The sequence below is a fragment of the Methylobacterium sp. CM6247 genome (assembly GCF_054817925.1).
The window spans coordinates 3,028,666-3,049,787 of the sequence record NZ_JBTXKX010000003.1 but is presented as its reverse complement, the minus strand read 5'-3'; the positions used below and the strand labels follow the sequence as shown (position 1 = coordinate 3,049,787).

The following is a 21,122-nucleotide window of genomic DNA, read 5'->3' as shown; positions in this document are numbered from 1 at the left end:
CTGATTGCCGTCGGTTACATGCAAGGTAACGTTCGGGCCGCCCGCCCCTTAGTCTTGCCTGGAGAAACATCTTGGCCATCACTCGCGACGACGTGCTCAAGGCGCTGTCCGCCGTCACCGTCGATGCCGGCGGGACCACGCTGCCCGCATCGGGCCGCCTGTCCCAGGTCGTGGTCGACCCCACCAACCGGGTCATGTTCTCGATCCTGATCGACCCCAGCGAGGCGGAGCGTTTCGAGCCGGTCCGGCGCAAGGCCGAGGGCACCGTCCTGGCCATGGCGGGCGTCTCCGGCGTCTTCGCCAGCCTCACCTCGGAGCGCGGCCCGAACCAGCCCGCACCGCCGACCCAGGCCGTGGCACCGCAACCGCCCCAGCCGGGCCGGCCCGCGCCTCCGCGCACCGGCCCTGCGCTGCCGGGCGTGCGCCACATCGTGGCGGTCGCCTCCGGCAAGGGCGGCGTCGGCAAGTCCACCACCGCCTGCAACCTCGCCCTCGCCCTCTCGGCGCAGGGGCTGAAGGTCGGGCTGCTCGATGCCGACATCTACGGCCCCTCGGTGCCCAAGCTGTTCGGCCTGTCCGGCAAGCCGAAGGTGATCGAGGAGCGCCTGCTCGCGCCGATGGACGGCTACGGCATCAAGGTGATGTCCATCGGCTTCCTCATCGAGCCCGAGACGGCGATGATCTGGCGCGGCCCGATGGTGCAATCGGCCATCACCCAGATGCTGCGCGAGGTCGCCTGGGGCGAGCTCGACATCCTCGTGGTCGACATGCCGCCCGGTACCGGCGACGCCCAGCTCACCATGGCCCAGGCGACGCCGCTTTCCGGGGCCGTCATCGTCTCGACGCCGCAGGATCTCGCGCTGATCGATGCGCGGCGCGGGGTGACGATGTTCCGCAAGGTCTCGGTGCCGATCCTCGGCGTCATCGAGAACATGGCGACCTTCATCTGCCCGAATTGCGGCCATGCCTCGCACATCTTCGGCCATGGCGGCGCCCGCGACGAGGCCGCGCGGCTCGACGTGCCGTTCCTCGGCGAGGTCCCCCTCGACATGACCATCCGGGAGACCTCCGATTCCGGCCGTCCCGTGGTGGCGGTGGACCCGGACGGGCCGCATGCGAAGGTCTATCGCGGCATCGCCGCGCAGCTCTGGGCCAACCTCACCGGCGGGCCGGCCCCCCGCGCCGCGCCGCGCATCGTCATCGAGTAGCCCGGCGTGGAGCCCGTGCTCGGCGTGATCCTGGCCGGCGGCCTGTCCCGCCGGATGGGCGGCGGCGACAAGCCGCTGAGAATTCTGGCGGGCCGCACCCTCGTCGACCGGGTGGTGGAGCGGTTCGCGCCTCAATGCGGTCTCGGCATCGTCCTCAATGCCAATGGCGACCCGGCCCGGTTCCCGGAATTCCCCGGCCCGATCGTGCCGGACGGGGTGCCCGACCATCCGGGGCCGCTCGCGGGAATCCTCGCCGCCCTCGACTACGCGGCCGTGCGCCACCCCTCCGCTACCCATGTCGCCAGCGTCACGGGCGACGCGCCGTTCCTGCCCCTCGACCTGGTGGACCGCCTCCAGACCGGACTGTCCGGCTCCCCCATCGCCATGGCCTCGTCGGCCGGGCGGGAGCATTTCACCGTGGCGCTCTGGGCGGTGTCCCTGCGCGAGGATCTTCGGACGGCCCTGGTGGAACGCGGCGAGCGGCGCGTCGGCGCGTTCCTCCGCCACCACGGGGCCGTGGCGGTGGACTGGCCGGCGGAACCGCTCGACCCATTCCTGAACATCAACACGCCGGAGGATCTGGCGCTGGCGGAAACGCTGCTTCGTCAGGCCGATCGGTGATCGCTACGCAGGAGATGCGGGAAACCCGACCTGCGTCGGCTCGTAGCCCAGCATTCCGCCATGCGCGCAGACGGCCTGCGTGATGGCGATGCGCCCGGTCTCGTCGAGGCGTGCGACGCCTGTTTCTAGGTGACGGCGCCAGGAGGGACCTCGGCTCCACGCCTCGACCCAGGAGGCTGCCAGAGCAACGGGCTGGTTCCTGGCCAGGGCCGCGATCAGGAAGCCTGCCTGAGTTAGGTCCTTCGCCTGTTTCTCACGCTCGGTCCGCTCGTTCGCCACGATGAGTTTGTGAACGGCGTAGCGCTCTGGAGCAGGCACCGTGACGAAGATCCCGCCGGCATGGAGCAGCGTCGAGCGAACAGGGTCTCTGATGAGGAAATCGGGATAGCGAAGCGGCTGGGCGCTGACACCGCCGAGAGCCGGCATCGGGACGAGCGCGCCGGTCAGATCGTCCGAGCCACGGTTCGACACGAGAAACTCCACCCGAAACCCATCGGCGTTCGCGAAAGCGCTCGTGCGGTCCGGCAGCGACAGGTTCGGCACCGGACGGAAGCTCGCATCTACGGCCTGAAGTTCCTCGTGAACGGGAGGCATGCTCTCTCCGATCGCGACCGAGATGCCGTAATCCTGTGCGAGATCGATGTCGCCGGTCCTGAGCGCTCTCATCGGGCGCTCCCCGACGAGGCCCGGATAGGTCTGGAACGCCACCGTGCCGACCAGGACCCCACGCAGCCGAAAGAAGCCTGCCTGCGCCAGACGTTCGACGACCCGGCCCGTCAGGGCGTCCGCGGTCGGAAACCCGGCGCTCCGCAACATCCGAACCGCGTCGATACGGGTGCGGTAATCGACCCGCTGGCGGTCATGGGCCTCGACCCGCCGCGTGGTCTCGGAATCCGCTACGGTGCCGACATAGCGGTTGGACTTCGTGCCGGTGGCGGCATCGTAGCCCTGATAGTACCAGTATTCGCGCGCCTTGATGGTGCGCCTGATAAACTTGCCGTTCTCGGGAAAGTCGCGGTCGAACTCCGCATCGGCGCAGCGCTGATTGAGATCGGCGAAGACCGTCTGCGCGGCGGCATCGATGGACGGCATGGCTCGTACCCGCGTTACAGGAAAATCGCCGTTTTCATGTAACGCGCGGAGCTGAGCCCCACAAACGAGAAAGGGCGTCCGCGCGGGTCACGCGCGGACGCCCTTTTCATCGACGGATCGACCGGTTCAGGCGGTGCCGACCGTGGCCTTGACGATCTTGTCCGGCGAGCGGGGCGGCTCGCCCTTGTTGAGGCTGTCCACCACGTCCATGCCTTCGGTCACCTTGCCCCAGACGGTGTATTGCTTGTCGAGGAAGCGGGCATCGCCGAAGCAGAGGAAGAACTGCGAATTGGCCGAATGCGGGAAGTTGGTGCGGGCCATCGAGCAGGTGCCGCGCACATGCGGCTCGTCGTTGAACTCGGCCTTCAGGTCCGGCAGGTCGGAACCGCCCGAGCCGGTGCCCGTCGGGTCGCCGGTCTGGGCCATGAACCCGTCGATGACGCGGTGGAACGGCACGCCGTCGTAGAATCCCTGTCCCGCCAGCGTCTTGAGACGCTCGACATGGTTGGGGGCGAGATCCGGGCGCAGCCCGATGACGACGCGGCCCTTGGTGGTTTCGAGGATGAGGGTTTCGGTATCGGCCATGGGGTCAGACTCCTTGTCCCTGGGGACCTTGGTAGATGAACCGCAGGGCGATCGGGCGCCCCGCGATGGCGGCGCCGAGCGCCGGCGTGATCGCGACCGGCGTGCAGCGCCGGATCGCGTCGAGGGTCGAGCGGGTCAGGATATCCCTGCCGCGCCGATCGGCATTCTGCATCGAGAAGGTGATGCGAGGCTCGCCGATGACGGACCCGTCGCGGCGGAGCGCGAAACGGGCGGTGATCTCGGTACGCGGGAAGCCGGCGAGGCCCTGCGGTATTTCCCAGCAGGCCGCGAGTCGGGGGTAGAGCTCTTGAAGCGTGTTAGCCGGACTCGTTGCGATGCCGCCCTCCGGGGCCTGCACCGTGGAGCGTAGGGACGCGGGCGGAGTCAGCGGCACTCCGGATCCCGCCAGGGCGGCCGATGCAAAAGCCGCCGCGAACGGGATGGCGACCGCCGACGCGGCGACGGCGAGGCGCGTCGGGCGCCTCACTGTCGCGCCTCCGCTCATTTCGCGCCTTGGGCCATCTGCATCTTCACGATCTTGTCGGGGTTCTGGACCGCGCCGCCCGGAGCGCCCGCGGCGGCCTTCTTGATCTTGTCGACGACGTCCATGCCGGAGGAGACGAGCCCGATCACGGTGTACTGCCCGTTCAGGAACGGCGCATCGCCGAGGCAGATGAAGAACTGCGAGTTCGCCGAGTTCGGATCCGACGAGCGGGCCATGCCGAGCGTACCGCGCCGGAACGGCGATTGCGAGAATTCGGCCGGGATGTTCGGCAGGGACGAACCGCCCGTGCCGTTGCCCTTCGGGTCGCCGGTCTGGGCCATGAACCCGTCCATGACGCGATGGAACTTCAGCCCGTCATAGAAGCCCTTCTTGATGAGGGTCTTCAGCTGGGCCACGTGCTGCGGCGCGAGATCGGGACGCAGCTCGATGGTGACGCGGCCATCCTTGGTGTCGAGATAGACAGTGTTGTCGTCGGCGGCCCGTGCCACGGGCGCGAACCCGATCATGGCGGCGAGGGCCAGGGACAGGAAGGCGGTCCGCCGATGGAGGGTCCGATGAGTCATGAGGGGGCGGTCTCCGGTCCGTTGAAAGAGGTGGATGGAAGGGATCAGGCTTGCGTGAAGCGCGCGGCGAGCCGTTCCGCCACGAGGGGAGGAACGAAGGGCGAGACATCGCCGCCCATGGCCGCGATCTGGCGCACCAGGGTGGCGGTGATCGGCCGAACGCCGGTGGAGGCGGGCAGGAACACGGTCTGCACCTCCGGCGCCATGGCGCCGTTCATGCCGGCGAGCTGCATCTCGTAGTCGAGATCCGTGCCGTCGCGCAGGCCGCGGATGAAGATGCTGGCGCCCGAGCGCCGTGCGGCCGACACCGCCAGATCGTCGAACGTGACGATGTCGAGGCTGGCGCCTTCGGCCTCCGCCAGGGGGGCGCAGGTCGCTCGCAGCAGATCCGCGCGTTCCTCGGGCGAGAACATGGGGGCCTTGCCTGGATGCACGCCGATGGCGATCACCAGGTGCTGCACGAGCCGGCATGCCTGACGGATGACGTCGAGGTGTCCGTTCGTGACCGGATCGAAAGAGCCAGCGTAGAGCGCGGTGCGGATCATCACCGGTGGGCGTAGAGCATTTCGCCTCGAAACGGAACCGCCCGCGACCATCCCGGCCCGATAGTGAATCCTCCCCGTAATGGACCGGCGCACGAAAAAGGGCGGATGCCCCGATGGAGCGCCCGCCCGAAGTTTCGGTCTTCGAAGTCTGGTCGACGACGTCCGGCTTATGGATTCGCCAAGCGAAGTGCCGGAACGTCAGAGCCTTTTCGCAACTCCACGCTGCGCCGAACGTCTCGTTCGGTCCGGCGCGGATCGTGGAGCGATATCTCTCTGAGGGCGAACTTATCGGTGCATCGCGGCGCCGGATATGACTTGGCTGCAACACCGAAGATTAGTGACCGAAACGAGAATGCCGGCCAAGTCTTGCGACTCGACCGGCATTCCCCGCGACAATGTTCAGACTGGTCTCGAACGATTCCAGGCCGGCCTGAACAGGGCCGTCTTCAGGTGGCGTCGCCTGCGGGATCGATTGCCGTCACCTCTCCGGCATCGTCCTCACCTTCGCCTTCACCTTCGATATGCTCGACGGAGACCACGCGCTCGGTCTTCTCGGTGTTGAACACCGTGACACCCTGCGAGGCGCGGCCGACGATGCGGATATCGTCCACCGGCACACGGATGAGTTGTCCGGCATTGGTCACCAGCATGATCTGGTCGGAGGGCTGGACCGGGAAGGAGGCGACGAGGTTGCCGTTGCGCGGGTTGACCCGCATGGCGGTGATGCCTTTGCCGCCGCGACCCGAGATTCGATACTCGAAGGACGAGCTGCGCTTGCCGAAGCCGCGCTCGGAGAGGGTGAGCACGAATTGCTGGGCCGCGCCCATTTCGGCGTAGCGCTCCTGGGAGAGAAGCGGCGCATCGGTGGCGATGTCCTCGGAATCGGCATCGCCGCCCTCGGTGTCACCGATCACGGCCCGCTGCATCTTCAGGAAGGCGCCCCGCTCCTCGGGCGTCGCATCGAAGCTGTTGAGGATCGTCATCGAGATGACGCGGTCGTCCTGCGCCAGGCTGATGCCGCGCACGCCGGTGGAATCGCGGCCCTTGAAGACGCGGACATCCTCGACGGGGAAGCGGATGCACTGGCCCGCTTGCGTGGTGAGCAGGACGTTCTGGTCGGCGCGGCAGATCTCCACGTGGACGATGTGGTCGCCCTCATCGAGCTTCATGGCGATCTTGCCGGCGCGGTTCACCTGCACGAAATCCGAGAGCTTGTTGCGCCTTACGCCACCGCTGGCGGTGGCGAACATGACGTCGAGCGTCTCCCAGGAGGCTTCGTCCTCCGGCAGCGGCATGATCGTGGTGATGCGCTCCGTGCCCGCATCCATGGCGAGGATGTTGACCAGCGCCTTGCCGCGCGCGTTGGGGGCGGCCATCGGCAGGCGCCAGACCTTCTCCTTGTAGACCTGCCCCTGGTTCGAGAAGAACAGGACCGGCGTGTGCGTGCTGGCCACGAACAGGCGGGTGACGAAATCCTCGTCTCGGGTGGACATGCCCGAGCGGCCCTTGCCGCCCCTGCGCTGGGCCCGGTAGGTCGAGAGCGGCACGCGCTTGACGTAGCCGGCATGGGACACGGTGACGACCATGTCCTCGCGCTGGATCAGGTCCTCGTCCTCCACATTCGAATCCCAGTCGAGGATCATGGTCTTGCGCGGTGTCGCGTAGGCTTCGCGGACTTCGCGCAGCTCGTCCTTGACGATCGTCATGATGCGCAGGCGCGAGCGCAGGATGTCGAGGTAGTCGGCGATCTCGTCGGCGAGCTTCTGGAGCTCGTCGCCGATCTCGTCGCGGCCGAGGGCCGTGAGGCGCTGCAGGCGCAGGTCGAGGATGGCGCGGGCCTGGATCTCCGACAGGCGGTAATTGCCGTTCTCGTCCACGCGGTGGCGCGGGTCGTCCACCAGGGCGATGAGCGGCGCGATGTCGAGGGCTGGCCAAAGGCGGCCCATCAGCGCCTCGCGGGCGGTGTTCGGATCGGGCGAGGTGCGGATGAGGCGGATGACCTCGTCGATATTGGCCACCGCGATGGCGAGGCCGCACAGGACGTGAGCGCGCTCGCGGGCCTTGCCGAGCAGGAACTTGGTCCTACGGGACACGACTTCTTCGCGAAAATCGACGAAGGCCGTGAGCAGGTCCTTCAGGTTCATCAATTCGGGGCGGCCGCCATTCAGCGCCACCATGTTGCAGCCGAACGAGGATTGCAGCGGCGTGAAGCGGTAGAGCTGGTTCAGCACCACGTCGGCCATCGAATCGCGCTTGATCTCGATGACGATGCGCATGCCGTCGCGGTCGGATTCGTCGCGCAGGTCGGAGATGCCCTCGACGCGCTTCTCCTTCACCAGCTCGGCGATCTTCTCCATGAGAGTCGCCTTGTTCACCTGATACGGGATCTCGGTGAAGATCAGCGCCTCGCGCTCCTTGCGAAGCTCTTCCACATGGGACTTCGCCCGCATGATGACCGAGCCGCGGCCCGTGGCGTAGGCCTGCCGCACGCCGGCGCGGCCGAGGATCGAGCCGCCGGTGGGGAAGTCTGGACCCGGGACGTATTCGGTCAGCTGCTCGATCGTCAGGCCCGGCTCGTCGATGAGGGCGATACAGGCGTCGATGAGCTCGCCGAGATTGTGCGGCGGGATGTTGGTGGCCATGCCCACCGCGATGCCGCCCGCTCCGTTGACGAGGAGGTTGGGGAAGCGCGCCGGCAGAACCTTCGGCTCCTCGCGCGACTCGTCGTAGTTCGGCTGGAAGTCGACGGTGTTCTTGTCGATATCGGCGAGCAGCGCGTTGGCGGGCTTGGCCAGACGCGACTCGGTGTAGCGCATGGCCGCCGGCGGATCGCCGTCCACGGAGCCGAAATTGCCCTGCCCGTCGATGAGCATGAGCCGCATCGAGAAGTCCTGGGCCATGCGGACCAAGGCGTCGTAGATCGATTGGTCGCCATGCGGATGGTAGAGACCGATCACGTCGCCGACGATGCGGGCCGACTTGACGTATTTCCGCTCGGGCAGGTGCCCGCTCTCATAGGCCGAGTAGAGGATGCGCCGGTGCACCGGCTTCAGGCCGTCCCGCGCATCGGGCAGCGCCCGGCTCACGATCACGCTCATCGCATAATCGAGATAGGAGCGGCGCATCTCGTCGGTGATGGAAACGGGCTTGATGTCCGAGGCGGGCGGCGTCGCGCCGGCGCCGGTATCGTCTTTCTCTGCCAAGGTCTTCGATCTCTGCCTGTGACGGTCCCGGCGGGCCGGGTCCGCGTGGAGCGACGGGCGCTACGGAAAGTGGGGGGCGGGGCGTTCCGCGTGGCCTCGAAAAGGCCGGCCGCGTCACGTCCTGGCTCGGACGTCCTTCATACGCCATCCGGTGCCGCTGCGCCACCGCCGGACATGTCGCGACGACATCGACAAACCCCATGCGTCGCAAGCGCTTGCGACGCCGATTTCAGCGCATGAGCGCCGGTTGTTTCCCGGCCGCTTCCCCGGATGGGTGGAGGCTCGGCGGAACCCGATCCGGTGCCCATGTGGGAGTGCCGAGAGGTCGCCTAGAATGGTGGGGGCGGAGCGTCGTGCCCCTCATCCCGCCGCAGCGCCCGCGAAATCGGACATCTCGTAGAGCGGCCGGATCTCGATCTCGCTCGGGCCGGGCATCGGGTTGGGACAGCGCTTCACCCAGTCCAGTGCTTCCTCCATGTCCTTTACCTGCCAGAGCCAGAAGCCGGCGACCAGTTCCCCGGTCGCGGCGAAGGGGCCGTCGCTGACGGTGCGGGAGGCACCATCGAAGGCGACCCGCTTGCCCTTGACGGAGGGGTGCAGGCCCTCGCCGGCGAGGAGGATGCCCGCCTTGGCGAGTTCCATGTTGAACTCGCCCATGGCGGTGAGCAGGTCGAGGGACGGCATGATCCCCGCCTCGCTGTCCGCGGTCGCCTTGACCAGAACCATGACGCGCATCGATTCGCCTCCCCTGCTCGATCGAGCCCATGGAAGCACGAAGGCACGGTTCGTGTGAACTCACAGACCGCTGGGCCGGTTGCCTGACGCCATCGATCCCGCCGCATCCATCGACAGGGGCAAAGTCATGCTCACTCGCCCGAAAGCCGTCGCTTTCGACATCATCGGCACCGTGTTCAGCATGGAGCCGATGCGGCCTGCCCTGGTGGCGATGGGCTTGCCGCCCCTCGCCCTGGACTTCCTCTACACCGCCGGCCTGCGGGACATGTTCGCCCTGGCGGCGACAGGCACCTTTGCGCCGTTCCAGTCCGTGCTGTCGGGGTGCCTGGACGAGGTGCTCGCCATGCACGGCCTCTCCGCCTCGCCGGAGGACAAGACGGCTTTGCTCGGCATGATGAAGGCCCTTCCGCCGCACGAGGACGCCAAGGGGGCATTCGAGGTTCTGGCCGATGCCGGCATCCGGGTCTTCGCACTGAGCAACGGCGCGGCCGCGACCACGAGGGGATTGCTCGCCGCGGCAGGTATGGAGGGGCTCGTCGAGCGGGTTTTCTCCATCGAGGAGGTGAAGCTGTCGAAGCCGCGCGCCGAGGTCTACCGCCACGCCGCGCGGGCCGCCGGCATCGCTCCGGGCGAGATGGCGTTGATTGCGATCCACCCCTGGGACCTCCACGGCGCCAGGATCGCCGGCCTCATGACCGGCTATGTTGCTCGTGGCGTGCCGTACTCACCGGCCCTCGAGGCGCCGGATCTGACCGGGGAAACCCTGCTGGAGCTCGCATCGGAGATGGTGCGGCTCGGGCCGTCGCAACCCGACGCCTGATGCTTACCCCCTGATCGGGCACCCGCCGGTCTGCTCGGTCAGCGGCTGCTGGATTCACCCATCTCCTCGACGCCTGTTCCCCCCTGTTCATGGAGAGGCGATATGAGGCGCGACGTGCTCCCTCTCCTTCCAGGCAGGGCCATCGCATATGCCGATTCGCCTGTCAGAAACTCGGTGGCACCACCCCGTCATCCCGGGTCCGCGCAGCGGAGCCCGGGATCCAGAAACACAAGTGGTGCAGGACTTTACACTGTCGGCGGCTCTGGATTGCACGCCTCTGGCGCGGCCCTCCGGGTCCGGGCTCGCCTTTGGCGACCCGGAATGACGGCGTGGTGTCATATGCGATCGCCCTGCCTGTAAGGAGAGGGTTGGGGCGAGGTGTGGTCCATCTTCGAAAATGTCACACACCTCACCCTGTCCCTCTCCTTCCAGGAGAGGGGACCCGCGCCGCTCGCGAGATGTGTGACTCTCGTAATGCGTCCCGTCCGTCGGATGCCGTTGACGGGAACGGCAGATCCCTAGAACGGGATATCGTCGTCGAGGTCGTAATTGGGCTTCGAGGTGCTCGCCGCCGGCCGACGCTCGCCGCCCGAGGAACGGCCGCCGCCGTATTCCCCGCCGCGATCGCCACCCCGGTCTCCTCCGCGATCCCCGCCACGGCCGCCGCCGTAATCGCCGCCACGGCTGATCTGGCCGCCGCCCTCGTCGTCGGCGCCCATCTCTCCACCGCCGCTGCGACCGTCGAGGAGCGTGAGCTCACCACGGAAGCGCTGGAGCACCACCTCGGTGGTGTATTTCTCGACGCCGGACTGGTCCGCCCATTTCCGGGTCTGGAGTTGGCCCTCGATATAGACCTTCGAGCCCTTGCGCAGGTACTGCTCGGCCACGCGGGCGAGGTTCTCGTTGTAGATCACCACCGAGTGCCACTCGGTCTTCTCCTTGCGCTCGCCCGAGGCCTTGTCCTTCCAGGATTCGGACGTGGCGATGCGCAGGTTGACCACGGGATCGCCGGAGGCGAGGCGCCGGGTCTCGGGGTCGCGCCCGAGATTGCCCACCAAAATCACCTTGTTGACGCTGCCGGCCATGCCGCTCTCCTCTCGATCGATCTCACTGACGGAAGGGCCTCACACGCCGTCCGTCCCGTTCGCCCTTCATGAACTTCGGACAGGCGGCCCGCAATCGGAAGGGCGAATTTGTCCCCATCGATCACAGGTCGATGTTCTATCTTTGTTCGTTTTGGCGCGCAAGGATCGCGCACCTGCTGGTCACGCGATCCGCACCAGCATCTTGCCGAAATTCCGGCCCTTCAGCAGCCCGATGAAGGCCTCCGGCGCCGCCTCCAGTCCGTCGACGATGTCTTCCCGATGCTGGATGCGCCCTTCTCTCAGCCAGGTTCCGACCTCGCTCAGGAACTCCTCCTCCTGGTCGGCGAAATCCCACACGATGAAGCCGCGCAGGGTCAGGCGCTTGGTCAGGATGGCGCGCATGATGACGGGGCTGCGGTCCGGCCCCGGTGGCAATTCGGTGAGGTTGTAGCCCGAGACGAGGCCGCAGACCGGAATGCGGGCGAAGTCGTTGAGGAGCGGCAGTACGGCGTCGAAGACCGCGCCGCCGACATTCTCGAAATACACGTCGATTCCGTCGGGGCAGGCGGCGGCCAGCGCGCCGGGCAGGTCGTCGGTGCGGTGATCGACCGCCGCGTCGAAGCCGAGCACGTCGGTGAGGTAGGCGCATTTCTCAGGACCGCCCGCGATGCCGACGGCGCGCGCGCCCTTCAGCTTGGCGATCTGGCCGACGAGGGAGCCTACCGGCCCGGCAGCGGCGGCGACTACGACGGTCTCGCCCGCCTTCGGCTGCCCGATGGTGAGGAGGCCGGTATAGGCGGTCATGCCCGGCATCCCGAGGACGCCGAGCGCCGTGCTGACCGGCGCCGCCGCGGGATCGAGCTTGCGCAGGCCCTGTCCCTTGGCGACCGCGAAATCCTGCCAGCCCCCGAAGGCGGTCACCACGTCGCCCTCGTGGAAATCCGGATGCCGCGAGGCCACCACCTCCGATACGGTGGCCCCGACCATGGGCGCGCCGATGGCGACAGGCTCGGCATAGGATTTCGCCGCGCTCATCCGTCCGCGCATATAGGGATCGAGGGAGAGGAGGCGGTTGCGCAGCAGCACTTCCCCCTCCCCTGGCGTCGGAGTGCGGCTCTCCTCGAGCCGGAAATGCGCGGCGGTCGGCTCTCCGTGCGGACGGGAGGCGAGGACGATGCTGCGGTTCACGGCGACCATGATCTGACGCTCCGGTTGTGATGACGAATCCGCTGAACGGGCGTGCGGGAATCGAGGGACATTTCGACAAGGCCGATCTGGCTCGGGGTGTTCCCGTCGCAGGGCCGGGGCACCGCCCGCGCCGAGCAGCGTTGACGCCCATGGGCACATGCCCGTCACCTCGACCGGTATACCCCGATGACCCGCCCGCTTCTCCTCGCCAGTATCGCTGCCATGTCCGGCCTTGCGTCGCAGGCACTCGCCGAAGATCCCCTCGCCGCCCATCGCTGGACATCGCGCGTTCTGGTCATCGTCGCTCCGGACGGTGAAGATCCGCGAATCGAGGAGCAGAGACGCGAGGCGCGGGCGCGACGGGCGGATTACGCGGAGCGCGACCTCGTCGTGGTGGAGGCGATCGGGACAGGCGCCGAGGCCAAAAGCATCCGCAACCGCTTCGGGATTGGGGAGCGGGACTTCCGTGTCGTGCTGGTGGGCAAGGACGGCGACGCGAAGCTCGTCGAAGCCGCCCCGATCCCGGCCCCCCGCCTGTTTTCCACTATCGATGCCATGCCGATGCGCAAGGACGAGCGAGGCCGGCGATAGCGTATGGGTTGGCCGAGGGGGCAACGAAAAAGGGACCGCCGAGGCGGTCCCTTTCCTATTGAAGTCATCTCGAACGAGACCGGCTCAGTAGCAGCGCTCGACCAGGACCCGGCGAGGTCCGTAGGGAGTCCAGCGGGTGCGCGGGACGGTGTAGCATTCGCCACCGTAACCGCCGTATCCGCCATAAGCGGCCGGGGCGTAACCATACCCGTAGGCCGGGTATCCGCCATAGCCACCGTAGCCGCCATAGAGCCCGCCAGCGGCGAGGCCGAGGCCCACACCGAGGCCGAGACCGCCGAGGCCGTAGCCGTAGCCACGGCCGTAACCGCCGCGCCAGCCGTAGCCGCGATGCCCACCCCAGCCGCCGCGATAGCCGAAGCCCGCGCTCCGGAAGCCGCCGCGATAGCCGCCGAAGCCACCGTGACCGAAGCCCCCGCGGCCGAAGCCGCCATGGGCGAATCCACCGCGTCCGAAGCCGCCATGGCCAAACCCGCCACCATGGCCGAATCCGCCGCCATGGCCGCCCCAGCCACGGGCTTCCGCCGTCGCCGGGATCATCGCCAGAGCGCCGACCATCGCGGTCGCTGCCAGAACAATGCGTTTCATCGTCTTGTCTCCAAAGACAGGTTCTTGTCCCCAGTGGTTGCAGAACGCCCCGGCTCCGCAAAGGGTTCATGGCGCATTTTGTCCCGCACCGGCCGTGCCGATCACAGCTCGGTGAGACGGGCGACCGTCACGCCTTGAAAACGCCTCCGGTTTCGGGCGAGGACACCCCGCGCCACGCCGTCCGCATGGGACGGCGGACGGTTCGTTCGCCCCGGGATTCACCGATGACGTCAACGCGACCCAACCTTGCCCGTGCTGTTGCCCGAGCCTTTGCCGGAGCCATGCTCCTCGCGGGCGTGGCCGGACTCGCTTCCCTGCCCGCCGGGGCCGCGCCGACCACACCCTCTCCGTGTAAGGCGGTTCAGTCGGAGGGCGAGACCTTCACGATCTGTACGGTGGATCTGCGCCGCGAGCGGGTCCGGGTGTTCTGGCTCGGCACCGACGGCCTGCCCTATTCGTCGCTGTCGACGCTGGGCGAGAAGATCGGGCCGAAGCTCAGCTTCGCCATGAATGGCGGCATGTACGACAAGGGCCAGGCGCCGGTCGGCCTTTATGTGGAGGAGGGCCGCGAGATGAAGGGCGTCTCCACCGCCAACGGGCCGGGCAACTTTCACCTCAAGCCCAATGGTATCTTCTACGTGAAGGGCGAGCGCGCCGGCGTCGCCGACACGGCCCGCTACCTGCGCCAGAAGATCAAGCCGGATTTCGCCACCCAATCGGGGCCGATGCTGGTGATCGACGGCAAGATCCATCCGAAGATCTCCACCGACGGGCCGAGCCAGAAGATCCGCAACGGCGTCGGCGTCCGCGACGACGGCCGCACGGCGATCTTCGCCATTTCCGAGCGCCCCGTGACCTTCGGTTCCTTCGCCCGCCTGTTCAAGGACACGCTCGGCTGCGCCAACGCGCTGTTCCTCGACGGCAGCGTGTCCAGCCTCTACGCGCCGGGCATCAACCGCTCCGACATCAGCCGGCCGCTGGGGCCGCTGGTGGGGGCGGTGGCGAAATAGGGCGGCCGGATCAGGCCAGCCGCGCCCGCTTGCCGAAGGCGACCCTGAGCCGCGCCTTGGCGAGTTCGGCGATCTCCGTCATCGATTCGATCCGCACCATCGGCATCTCCGCCCCGATGAGGCTCGTCGGCTCGAAGCTGAAGAGCAGGTGGCGCACGCCGATCTCCAAGGCCCTCACCCCGTCGGACTGGGTGAGGTCTTCGCCGAAAATCTCGATGAGCGGCCCGTCCGGGTCGCCCTTCTCGATCTGGATGATGAAGTAGCCGGCCGGCTCCTCCTCGTCATCCGCGCCGGAGATCAGGCTGATGCCGTTCTCCTCGTCGTAGCGGACGCGCTGCACCGTGATCGTCGTGATGTCGTCGTCCATGGTCTTTGCCTGAAATCGGGTCAGCGTTGCCCGAACTGGGTGTCGCGGAACAGGGTCTTGAACTGGCGCGGCTGGCAGCGCCAGTACTGCTTGGGCGCGCTCACCTGGGCGCCGAGCTCGGCCGCCGCATGCCACGGCCAGCGCGGATCGTACAGCATGGCGCGGGCGAGCGAGACCGCATCGGCCTTGCCCTCGGCCAGGATCGATTCCGCATGGGCCGCCTCGGTGATGAGGCCGACCGCGATGGTGGTGAGCCCGGTCTCGGCCTTCACCCGCTCGGCGAAGGGAACCTGATAGCCGGGCGAGAGCGGGATCTCCTGGCGCGTGGAGAGGCCGCCGGTGGAGACGTGGATCGCCGCCGAACCGCGCCGCTTCAGCGCATGGGCCAGTTCCACGGTCTCGTCGAGCGTCCAGCCGCCCTCGACCCAATCGGTGGCCGAGACCCGCATCCAGACCGGCTTGCCCGCCGGCACGACCTCACGCACCGCCTCGAAACATTCCAGCGGAAAGCGCATCCGGTTCGCGAGGCTGCCGCCATAGGCATCCGTACGGCTATTGGAGAGCGGCGAGAGGAACTGGTGCAGCAGGTAGCCATGGGCGCCGTGGAGTTCGAACCCGTCGATGCCGATGCGTAACGCGCGCTTCGCCGTCTCCACGAACCCGTCGCGGATGCGCTTCAGCCCCTCCGCGTCGAGGGCGTGGGGCGGCACCTCACCGTCGCCATGGGGAACAGCCGAGGGCGCCTCCGTGCGCCAGCCGTCCGGCATCTCCGGCTCGATCTGCGAGCCGCCGTCCCAGGGGGCGCGGCTCGAGGCCTTGCGACCGGCATGGTTGATCTGGATCGCGATGGGGATCGGCGCACGGAGCCGCACCGCATCAAGCACCCGGCCCAGCGCCAGTTCGGTCTCGTCCGAGTAGAGGCCGAGATCGGTGGGCGAGATCCGCGCCTCCGGCGAGATCGCGGTGGCCTCCAGGGTCAGCAGGCCCGCGCCCGACATGGCGAGCTGCCCCAGATGCATCAGGTGCCAGTCGCCGGCTTGGCCCGCATGGGCCGAATACTGGCACATAGGAGCGACGATGATGCGGTTGGGCAGCGTCAGGCCATCGAGGGACAGAGGTTCGAACAGGCGTGCGGTCATGCGCGGGATCCGGTTTTGGCTGACAGCCTAGATGGAGCACCTGTCTCCCCCGCGCCAGAGATGGACGGGCCACATCTGCGTTTCCCGAACGCCCAAAGCGTCTCCGTCTGCGATACTCCCACATCTCGCGGGCCGCTCGGGTTCCCTCTCCTTCCAGGCAGGGTGATCGCATACGACACCACACCGTCATTCCGGGTCGCCACAGGCGAGCCCGGACCCGGAGGGCCGCGCCAGAGGCGTGCAATCTAGAGCCGCTGACAGTGTAAAGTCCTGCACCACTCGTGTTTCTGGATCCCGGGCTCCGCTACGCGGACCCGGGATGACGGGGTGGTGCCAGCGGGTTTCTGACAAGCAAATTGGCATATGCGATCGCCCTGCCTTCTAGGAGAGTGAGCCCGTCGCGCCTCACGTCGCCATCTCTTGGAGAGAGGAACAGCCATCTAGCAGATGGGTGAATCCAACAGCTGTCAGCGCAGGGCGTGCAGCGTCAGCGGCTCCTCTTGTCGCCGGGAGCCTGACGCTGCGCTTCTTCTTCGACTGGCGCCGGATCGGGTTCCGCTGGAGCTCCACCAGTCCAGGGAAGGGAACGCTCAGCTCCCGATCCCCCTCCCCTTCAAGCTCTCGCCGATCTCGTCCAGCACGGCCGCGTCGTCGATGGTGGGCGGGGTGGTCCAGGCTTCGCCGTCGGCGATTTTCTTCATGGTGCCGCGCAGGATCTTGCCCGAGCGGGTTTTTGGAAGCCGTGCCACGGTGAGCGCGAGCTTGAACGCCGCCACGGGGCCGATGCGCTCGCGGATGGAGGCAACGAGTTCGCGCTCGATCTCGGCGGTGTCGCGGGAGACGCCGGATTTCAGCACCACGAAGCCGCAGGGCTGTTCGCCCTTCAGTGCGTCGCGAATGCCGATGACGGCGCATTCGGCGACGTCGGGATGGGCGGCCAGAACCGCCTCCATGCCCCCGGTGGAGAGCCGGTGCCCGGCGACGTTGATGATGTCGTCAGTGCGTCCGAGCACGGTGACGTAGCCGTCCGCGTCGACGATCCCGGCATCCGAGGTGTCGTACCAGCCGGGATAGGTGGTGAGATAGCTCTGGCGGAAGCGCTCGTCCGAGCCCCACAGGGTCGGCAGGCAGCCGGGCGGTAGGGGGAGCCGCAGGGCGATCGTGCCCATCGTGTCGGGCGGCAGCGGCTTGCCGGCCTCGTCGAGGACGGCGAGATCGTAGCCCGGCATCGGCACGCAGGCGCTGCCATGCTTCACCGGCAGCATGCCGATCCCCACCGGATTGCCGGCGATGGCCCAGCCGGTCTCGGTCTGCCACCAATGGTCGATCACCGGCCGGTCGAGGGCCCGCTCGGCCCAGGCGACCGAATCCGGGTCGGCCCGCTCGCCGGCGAGGAACAGGGAGCGGAAGCCTGACAGGTCGTAGGAGGCGACGAGTTCGGCGCGCGGGTCGTCCTTCTTGATCGCTCGTAGGGCCGTCGGTGCCGTGAACAGGCAGGCGACGCCGTATTCCGCAGCCACCCGCCAGAGCGCCCCGGCATCGGGTGTCCCCACCGGCTTGCCTTCGTAGAGGACGGTGGTGCAGCCATGCAGCAGCGGGGCGTAGACGATGTAGGAATGGCCCACCACCCAGCCGATATCGGAGGCGCAGAAATACACCTCGCCGGGCTTCACGTCGTAGAGGTTGGGCATCGACCAGGAGAGTGCCACGCAATACCCGCCGGTATCCCGCACCACGCCCTTGGGTTTGCCCGTCGTGCCCGAGGTATAGAGAATGTAGAGCGGGTCGATCGCCGCTACGGGGACGCAATCGGCGCTGATTCCGGCGGCCTTCGCGCGGGAGACCGTCTCGGCCCAGTCGCGGTCGCGTCCCTCCACCAATCCCGCCTCCGCCTGAGGACGCTGCAGGATGAGGCAGGCCTCGGGCTTGTGCGGCGAGGCGGCAATGGCCGCGTCCAGAAGCGGCTTGTAGGGCACGACCCGGCTCGGTTCGATCCCGCAGGAGGCGGCCAGCACCACCTTCGGGGCGGCGTCGGCGATGCGGATCGCGAGTTCGTTCGCGGCGAAACCGCCGAACACCACGGAATGGACCGCGCCGAGACGTGCGCAGGCTAGCATCCCGAACAGGGCTTCGGGAATCATCGGCATGTAGATGACGACCCGGTCGCCCTTCTCCACGCCGAGCAGCGAGAGGATGCCGGCGAGCGTCGCCACTTCGTCGCGCAGGGCCGCGTAGCTGATCGTCCGCTTCGTTCCGGTGGCGGGGGAATCGTACAGGATCGCCGCCTGCTCGCCCCGGCCTTTGGCCACATGGCGGTCGATGGCATTGTGGCAGGCGTTCAGCGTCGCGTCGGGAAACCAGCGTCCATAGGCACCGGCCTCCGGGTCGAAGGCGCGGGAGGGGGCGGTCTCCCAGTCGAGCGCATCGGCGGCCTTGAGCCAGAAACCTTCGGGATCGGCGAGGGAGGCGGCATGGACCGGGCCGTACGCGTCCGGTGCATCGGCTGATTCGGGAGGTGTCGCGGCAGCGTCCATGGCGGTTCGTCCCCGGATGGCCGGTCGAAGGATGCCGGCTTGATCGGGGATTGTAACTCAAGCCGCGCCCAAGGCGACACGGCCGACACCACCACAAACGAAAGCCGCCGCGCTGTGGAGCGCGGCGGCGTCGTTCTGGAAGTCACGAAATGGCTTGGAACGGGCGTTAATGCACCGAGTCGGTCGCGGCACGAAGCCGATTGATCTCGTCCTTGAGGTGAAGTTTGCGTCGCTTCAATTCTGCGATCCGTAGATCGTTCTCAGACGGGCTTTGAATCGCGGAATGAAGTTCCCGCTCGAGGGCTTCGTGCTTGAGGGCGAGTTGGCTCAAATGCGTCTGCAGCGACATGAGTCGTTTCTCCTGTCTCGTTCCGACTCAGGTAGATTGGCATAGTATGAGCCGGCTGTCGAAACCGGATTCGGGTGTTGGGCAACATTAGTTAATCGTGCCCGGCGAAGCCCGCTCCGATGGAAGAAGCATCTTCCAGAGCGAATTGCGGCCACCGCCTTGCCGCAGGGGCGTGTGTGCCGCATGGTTTCAACAAGGGGCGTGTCGGGGCTGCAGGTGCGATGGCGGGTGAGTTCGAGGATGACGGGACGGCGGAGTTCGTCGAAGAGCTGGCGCGACTTCGCCAGGAGCACCGCGACCTCGACGGGGCCATCGACGCCTTGGAACTGAGCGTCGCCGGCGACCAGTTGCAGATCCAGCGCCTGAAGCGGCGCAAACTCGGCCTGCGGGACCGGATCTCCTATCTGGAAGACCAGATCACGCCCGACATCATCGCCTAGAGCTGCGCCCGACCACGTCGGGTCGGGCACATCTTCAGGCCTTCTGTTCTGCCGCGCTCTTTTTCGCCGAGCCTGCATCCACGTCGGCGGAGAGCGCTCTGGAACCGGTTTGCCTTGAGCACAGGATTGGCTCGGGCACCGTCTTGCGGGCGGTCGCCCGCCCGCGTATGCGGCACGGTCCGGGTGCAGAATCGCTTCCCGGGATCGCGCCGCCACGAAGACATGGCCTGAACCCGGCCAAGCATGACCAGGCGGCCGCGATCGTCTCGGGAAGGAAGTGACGACGATGGCGGGAGCGCCCCCGGTCGCGATCATCATGGGAAGCCAGTCCGACTGGGCGACCATGCAGCACGCCGCCGATACCCTCGATGCCCTTCGCGTGCCGCACGAGGCGTTCATCGTCTCCGCCCATCGCACGCCGGACCGCCTCGTCACCTTCGCCAAGGGGGCGAAGCAGGCGGGCTACAAGGTCGTGATCGCCGGCGCCGGCGGGGCCGCGCATCTCCCCGGCATGACCGCAGCCATGACCTCGCTGCCGGTCTTCGGCGTGCCAGTGGAATCGAAGGCCCTGTCCGGCCAGGACAGCCTGCTCTCGATCGTGCAGATGCCGGCCGGCATTCCCGTGGGCACCCTCGCCATTGGCCGGGCCGGTGCCGTCAACGCGGCCCTCCTCGCTGCCGCCGTCCTGGCCCTGACCGACACCGCCCTCGCCGAGCGCCTCGATGCGTGGCGAGCCGCGCAGACCGCATCCGTGGCCGAGAGGCCGGAGACACAGATTCCGTGACCGACATGTCCCTCACGCCCGGTTCCACCCTCGGCATCATCGGCGGCGGCCAGCTCGGCCGCATGATCGCGCTGGCCGCGGCCAATTACGGCCTGAAGGTCCATGTCTACGCCCCCGATGCGACGAGCCCGGCCTTCGATGTCGCGGCCGAGACGACCTGCGCGGCCTATGACGATTCCGACGCCCTCGCCCGCTTCGCGGCGAGCGTCGACGTCGTGACCTACGAGTTCGAGAACATCCCGCGGGAGACCGCCGACCTGCTGGCGCGCCACGCGCCCCTCCGCCCCAGCGCCGACGCCCTCTCCACGACTCAGGACAGGTTGTCCGAGAAGAGCTTCATCAACGGCCTCGGCATCGCCACCGCGCCGTTCCGGCAGATCGACACGCCGGACGACCTCGCCCGCGCCTTGGAGGCGATCGGCTTGCCGGCGGTGCTGAAGACCCGTCGCTTCGGCTATGACGGCAAAGGCCAGCGCATCATCCGCACCGCCGAAGAGGGCGACCGGAACGCGATTTTCGCCGAGTTCGGCGGCGCGCCGCTCATCCTCGAAGGGTTCGTGCCGTTCGAGCGCGAGGTCTCGGTGGTGGCGGCCCGTTCCCCCGATGGAAGCTTCGCCGCCTTCGACCTGTGCGAGAACGAGCACCGCGACCACATCCTGGCGCTCACACGCGTGCCCGCACCGAACCTGTCGGAGGAGACCGCCCGGAAAGCGGTGGAGATCGCCCGTAGGATCGCCGAGGCTTTGGACTATGTCGGGATCCTCGCCGTCGAGATGTTCCTGGTGCGAGACGAGGCGGGCGAGCACCTGATCGTCAACGAGATCGCGCCGCGGGTGCACAATTCCGGACATTGGACCATCGAGGGCGCGGTGACGTCGCAATTCGCCCAGCATGTGCGCGCCGTCTGCGGCTGGCCCCTGGGCGATGCCTCGCGCGTAGCCGGGGCCTCCGTCGAGATGCAGAACCTGATCGGCGACGATATCGACGCCTGGCACTCTCTCCTCGCCGAACCCGGCGCGCATCTGCACCTCTACGGCAAGGGTGACGCCCGGCCGGGCCGCAAGATGGGCCATGTCACGCGGGTGATCCCGGTTGTGTAGGAGCGGCGATCATACCCGGTCGTCCACCCTCTTGAAGCCGGTCTCGATTTCG

At 67.6% G+C, this 21,122-nt stretch carries 22 protein-coding genes; 8 read left to right on the top strand and 14 right to left on the bottom strand.

Translation table 11 applies throughout. The features are described from left to right. Positions 1 to 71: 71 nt before the first annotated feature. Positions 72 to 1,208, top strand: coding sequence for an Mrp/NBP35 family ATP-binding protein (locus ACYQOP_RS15370; RefSeq protein WP_461222936.1), 1,137 nt, complete (start codon positions 72 to 74; stop codon positions 1,206 to 1,208). 6 nt (positions 1,209 to 1,214) lie between these two features. Next, a complete protein-coding gene (mobA, locus tag ACYQOP_RS15365) occupies positions 1,215 to 1,829 on the top strand; it encodes a molybdenum cofactor guanylyltransferase MobA (RefSeq protein WP_461222935.1) in 615 nt (204 codons plus the stop codon). A 3-nt stretch (positions 1,830 to 1,832) separates the two neighbouring features. Here mobA and ACYQOP_RS15360 read toward each other — a convergent pair whose 3' ends face one another. The 7 genes from ACYQOP_RS15360 to ACYQOP_RS15330 form a co-directional block, all read right to left on the bottom strand. After that, positions 1,833 to 2,921, bottom strand: a complete 1,089-nt coding sequence (locus ACYQOP_RS15360; RefSeq protein ID WP_461222934.1) for a nucleotidyltransferase family protein — start codon at positions 2,919 to 2,921, stop codon at positions 1,833 to 1,835. A 126-nt stretch (positions 2,922 to 3,047) separates the two neighbouring features. Further along, positions 3,048 to 3,506 (bottom strand): peptidylprolyl isomerase, encoded by a 459-nt coding sequence (locus ACYQOP_RS15355; RefSeq protein ID WP_018043013.1) that lies wholly within the window; start codon positions 3,504 to 3,506, stop codon positions 3,048 to 3,050. Between the two features lie 4 nt (positions 3,507 to 3,510). Next, positions 3,511 to 4,011, bottom strand: a complete 501-nt coding sequence (locus ACYQOP_RS15350) for a hypothetical protein (RefSeq protein WP_461222933.1) — start codon at positions 4,009 to 4,011, stop codon at positions 3,511 to 3,513. Continuing rightward, a complete protein-coding gene (locus ACYQOP_RS15345; protein ID WP_311273998.1) occupies positions 4,008 to 4,574 on the bottom strand; it encodes a peptidylprolyl isomerase in 567 nt (188 codons plus the stop codon). The genes ACYQOP_RS15350 and ACYQOP_RS15345 overlap by 4 nt, the downstream gene beginning before the upstream one ends. 44 nt (positions 4,575 to 4,618) lie before the next feature. After that, entirely contained in the window at positions 4,619 to 5,119 is a 501-nt protein-coding gene (gene coaD, locus ACYQOP_RS15340) for a pantetheine-phosphate adenylyltransferase (protein WP_056433597.1), read from the bottom strand. A 446-nt stretch (positions 5,120 to 5,565) separates the two neighbouring features. Then, positions 5,566 to 8,322, bottom strand: a complete 2,757-nt coding sequence (gyrA, locus tag ACYQOP_RS15335) for a DNA gyrase subunit A (RefSeq protein ID WP_461222932.1) — start codon at positions 8,320 to 8,322, stop codon at positions 5,566 to 5,568. Between the two features lie 360 nt (positions 8,323 to 8,682). Continuing rightward, on the bottom strand, positions 8,683 to 9,057 hold the full coding sequence (locus ACYQOP_RS15330; RefSeq protein WP_461222931.1) for a YciI family protein: 375 nt from the start codon (positions 9,055 to 9,057) through the stop codon (positions 8,683 to 8,685). A 79-nt stretch (positions 9,058 to 9,136) separates the two neighbouring features. On the opposite strand from ACYQOP_RS15330, the gene ACYQOP_RS15325 reads away from it, so the two are divergent. Then, entirely contained in the window at positions 9,137 to 9,877 is a 741-nt protein-coding gene (locus ACYQOP_RS15325) for an HAD family hydrolase (RefSeq protein WP_461222930.1), read from the top strand. 518 nt (positions 9,878 to 10,395) lie between these two features. Here the strand turns inward: ACYQOP_RS15325 and ssb are convergent. After that, positions 10,396 to 10,962 carry a single-stranded DNA-binding protein gene (gene ssb, locus ACYQOP_RS15320; RefSeq protein WP_056433608.1) on the bottom strand — a complete coding sequence of 189 codons (567 nt, stop codon included), beginning with the start codon at positions 10,960 to 10,962 and terminating at the stop codon, positions 10,396 to 10,398. Between the two features lie 180 nt (positions 10,963 to 11,142). Next, a complete protein-coding gene (locus tag ACYQOP_RS15315; RefSeq protein WP_461222929.1) occupies positions 11,143 to 12,159 on the bottom strand; it encodes an NADP-dependent oxidoreductase in 1,017 nt (338 codons plus the stop codon). A gap of 177 nt (positions 12,160 to 12,336) precedes the next feature. On the opposite strand from ACYQOP_RS15315, the gene ACYQOP_RS15310 reads away from it, so the two are divergent. Further along, positions 12,337 to 12,741 carry a DUF4174 domain-containing protein gene (locus ACYQOP_RS15310; RefSeq protein ID WP_461222927.1) on the top strand — a complete coding sequence of 135 codons (405 nt, stop codon included), beginning with the start codon at positions 12,337 to 12,339 and terminating at the stop codon, positions 12,739 to 12,741. An 84-nt stretch (positions 12,742 to 12,825) separates the two neighbouring features. On the opposite strand, the gene ACYQOP_RS15305 is transcribed toward ACYQOP_RS15310, so the two are convergent. Further along, positions 12,826 to 13,347, bottom strand: coding sequence for a hypothetical protein (locus ACYQOP_RS15305; RefSeq protein ID WP_056433616.1), 522 nt, complete (start codon positions 13,345 to 13,347; stop codon positions 12,826 to 12,828). 281 nt (positions 13,348 to 13,628) lie between these two features. Here ACYQOP_RS15305 and ACYQOP_RS15300 point away from each other — a divergent pair, with 281 nt between their 5' ends. Further along, the gene (locus tag ACYQOP_RS15300; RefSeq protein WP_461225338.1) at positions 13,629 to 14,357 is read left to right on the top strand and encodes a phosphodiester glycosidase family protein; all 729 of its coding nucleotides are present in this window, start codon (positions 13,629 to 13,631) and stop codon (positions 14,355 to 14,357) included. 10 nt (positions 14,358 to 14,367) lie between these two features. Here ACYQOP_RS15300 and ACYQOP_RS15295 read toward each other — a convergent pair whose 3' ends face one another. The 4 genes from ACYQOP_RS15295 to ACYQOP_RS15280 all read right to left on the bottom strand — a co-directional run bounded on the left by ACYQOP_RS15295 (position 14,368) and on the right by ACYQOP_RS15280 (position 18,746). Beyond that, positions 14,368 to 14,724 (bottom strand): hypothetical protein, encoded by a 357-nt coding sequence (locus tag ACYQOP_RS15295; RefSeq protein WP_461222926.1) that lies wholly within the window; start codon positions 14,722 to 14,724, stop codon positions 14,368 to 14,370. A gap of 20 nt (positions 14,725 to 14,744) precedes the next feature. Then, a complete protein-coding gene (locus ACYQOP_RS15290; RefSeq protein ID WP_461222925.1) occupies positions 14,745 to 15,863 on the bottom strand; it encodes an NADH:flavin oxidoreductase/NADH oxidase in 1,119 nt (372 codons plus the stop codon). A gap of 590 nt (positions 15,864 to 16,453) precedes the next feature. Then, entirely contained in the window at positions 16,454 to 18,397 is a 1,944-nt protein-coding gene (locus ACYQOP_RS15285) for a propionyl-CoA synthetase (protein ID WP_461222924.1), read from the bottom strand. Positions 18,398 to 18,563: 166 nt separating this feature from the next. Next, a complete protein-coding gene (locus ACYQOP_RS15280) occupies positions 18,564 to 18,746 on the bottom strand; it encodes a YdcH family protein (RefSeq protein WP_056433631.1) in 183 nt (60 codons plus the stop codon). A gap of 221 nt (positions 18,747 to 18,967) precedes the next feature. Between ACYQOP_RS15280 and ACYQOP_RS15275 the strand changes: the two genes are divergently transcribed. From ACYQOP_RS15275 to ACYQOP_RS15265, 3 genes are all read left to right on the top strand, one after another. Continuing rightward, on the top strand, positions 18,968 to 19,186 hold the full coding sequence (locus tag ACYQOP_RS15275) for a YdcH family protein (protein ID WP_056433634.1): 219 nt from the start codon (positions 18,968 to 18,970) through the stop codon (positions 19,184 to 19,186). 286 nt (positions 19,187 to 19,472) lie between these two features. Continuing rightward, the gene (gene purE, locus ACYQOP_RS15270) at positions 19,473 to 19,970 is read left to right on the top strand and encodes a 5-(carboxyamino)imidazole ribonucleotide mutase (protein ID WP_056433636.1); all 498 of its coding nucleotides are present in this window, start codon (positions 19,473 to 19,475) and stop codon (positions 19,968 to 19,970) included. Next, positions 19,967 to 21,070 (top strand): 5-(carboxyamino)imidazole ribonucleotide synthase, encoded by a 1,104-nt coding sequence (locus tag ACYQOP_RS15265; protein ID WP_461222922.1) that lies wholly within the window; start codon positions 19,967 to 19,969, stop codon positions 21,068 to 21,070. The genes purE and ACYQOP_RS15265 overlap by 4 nt, the downstream gene beginning before the upstream one ends. Positions 21,071 to 21,122: the final 52 nt, after the last annotated feature.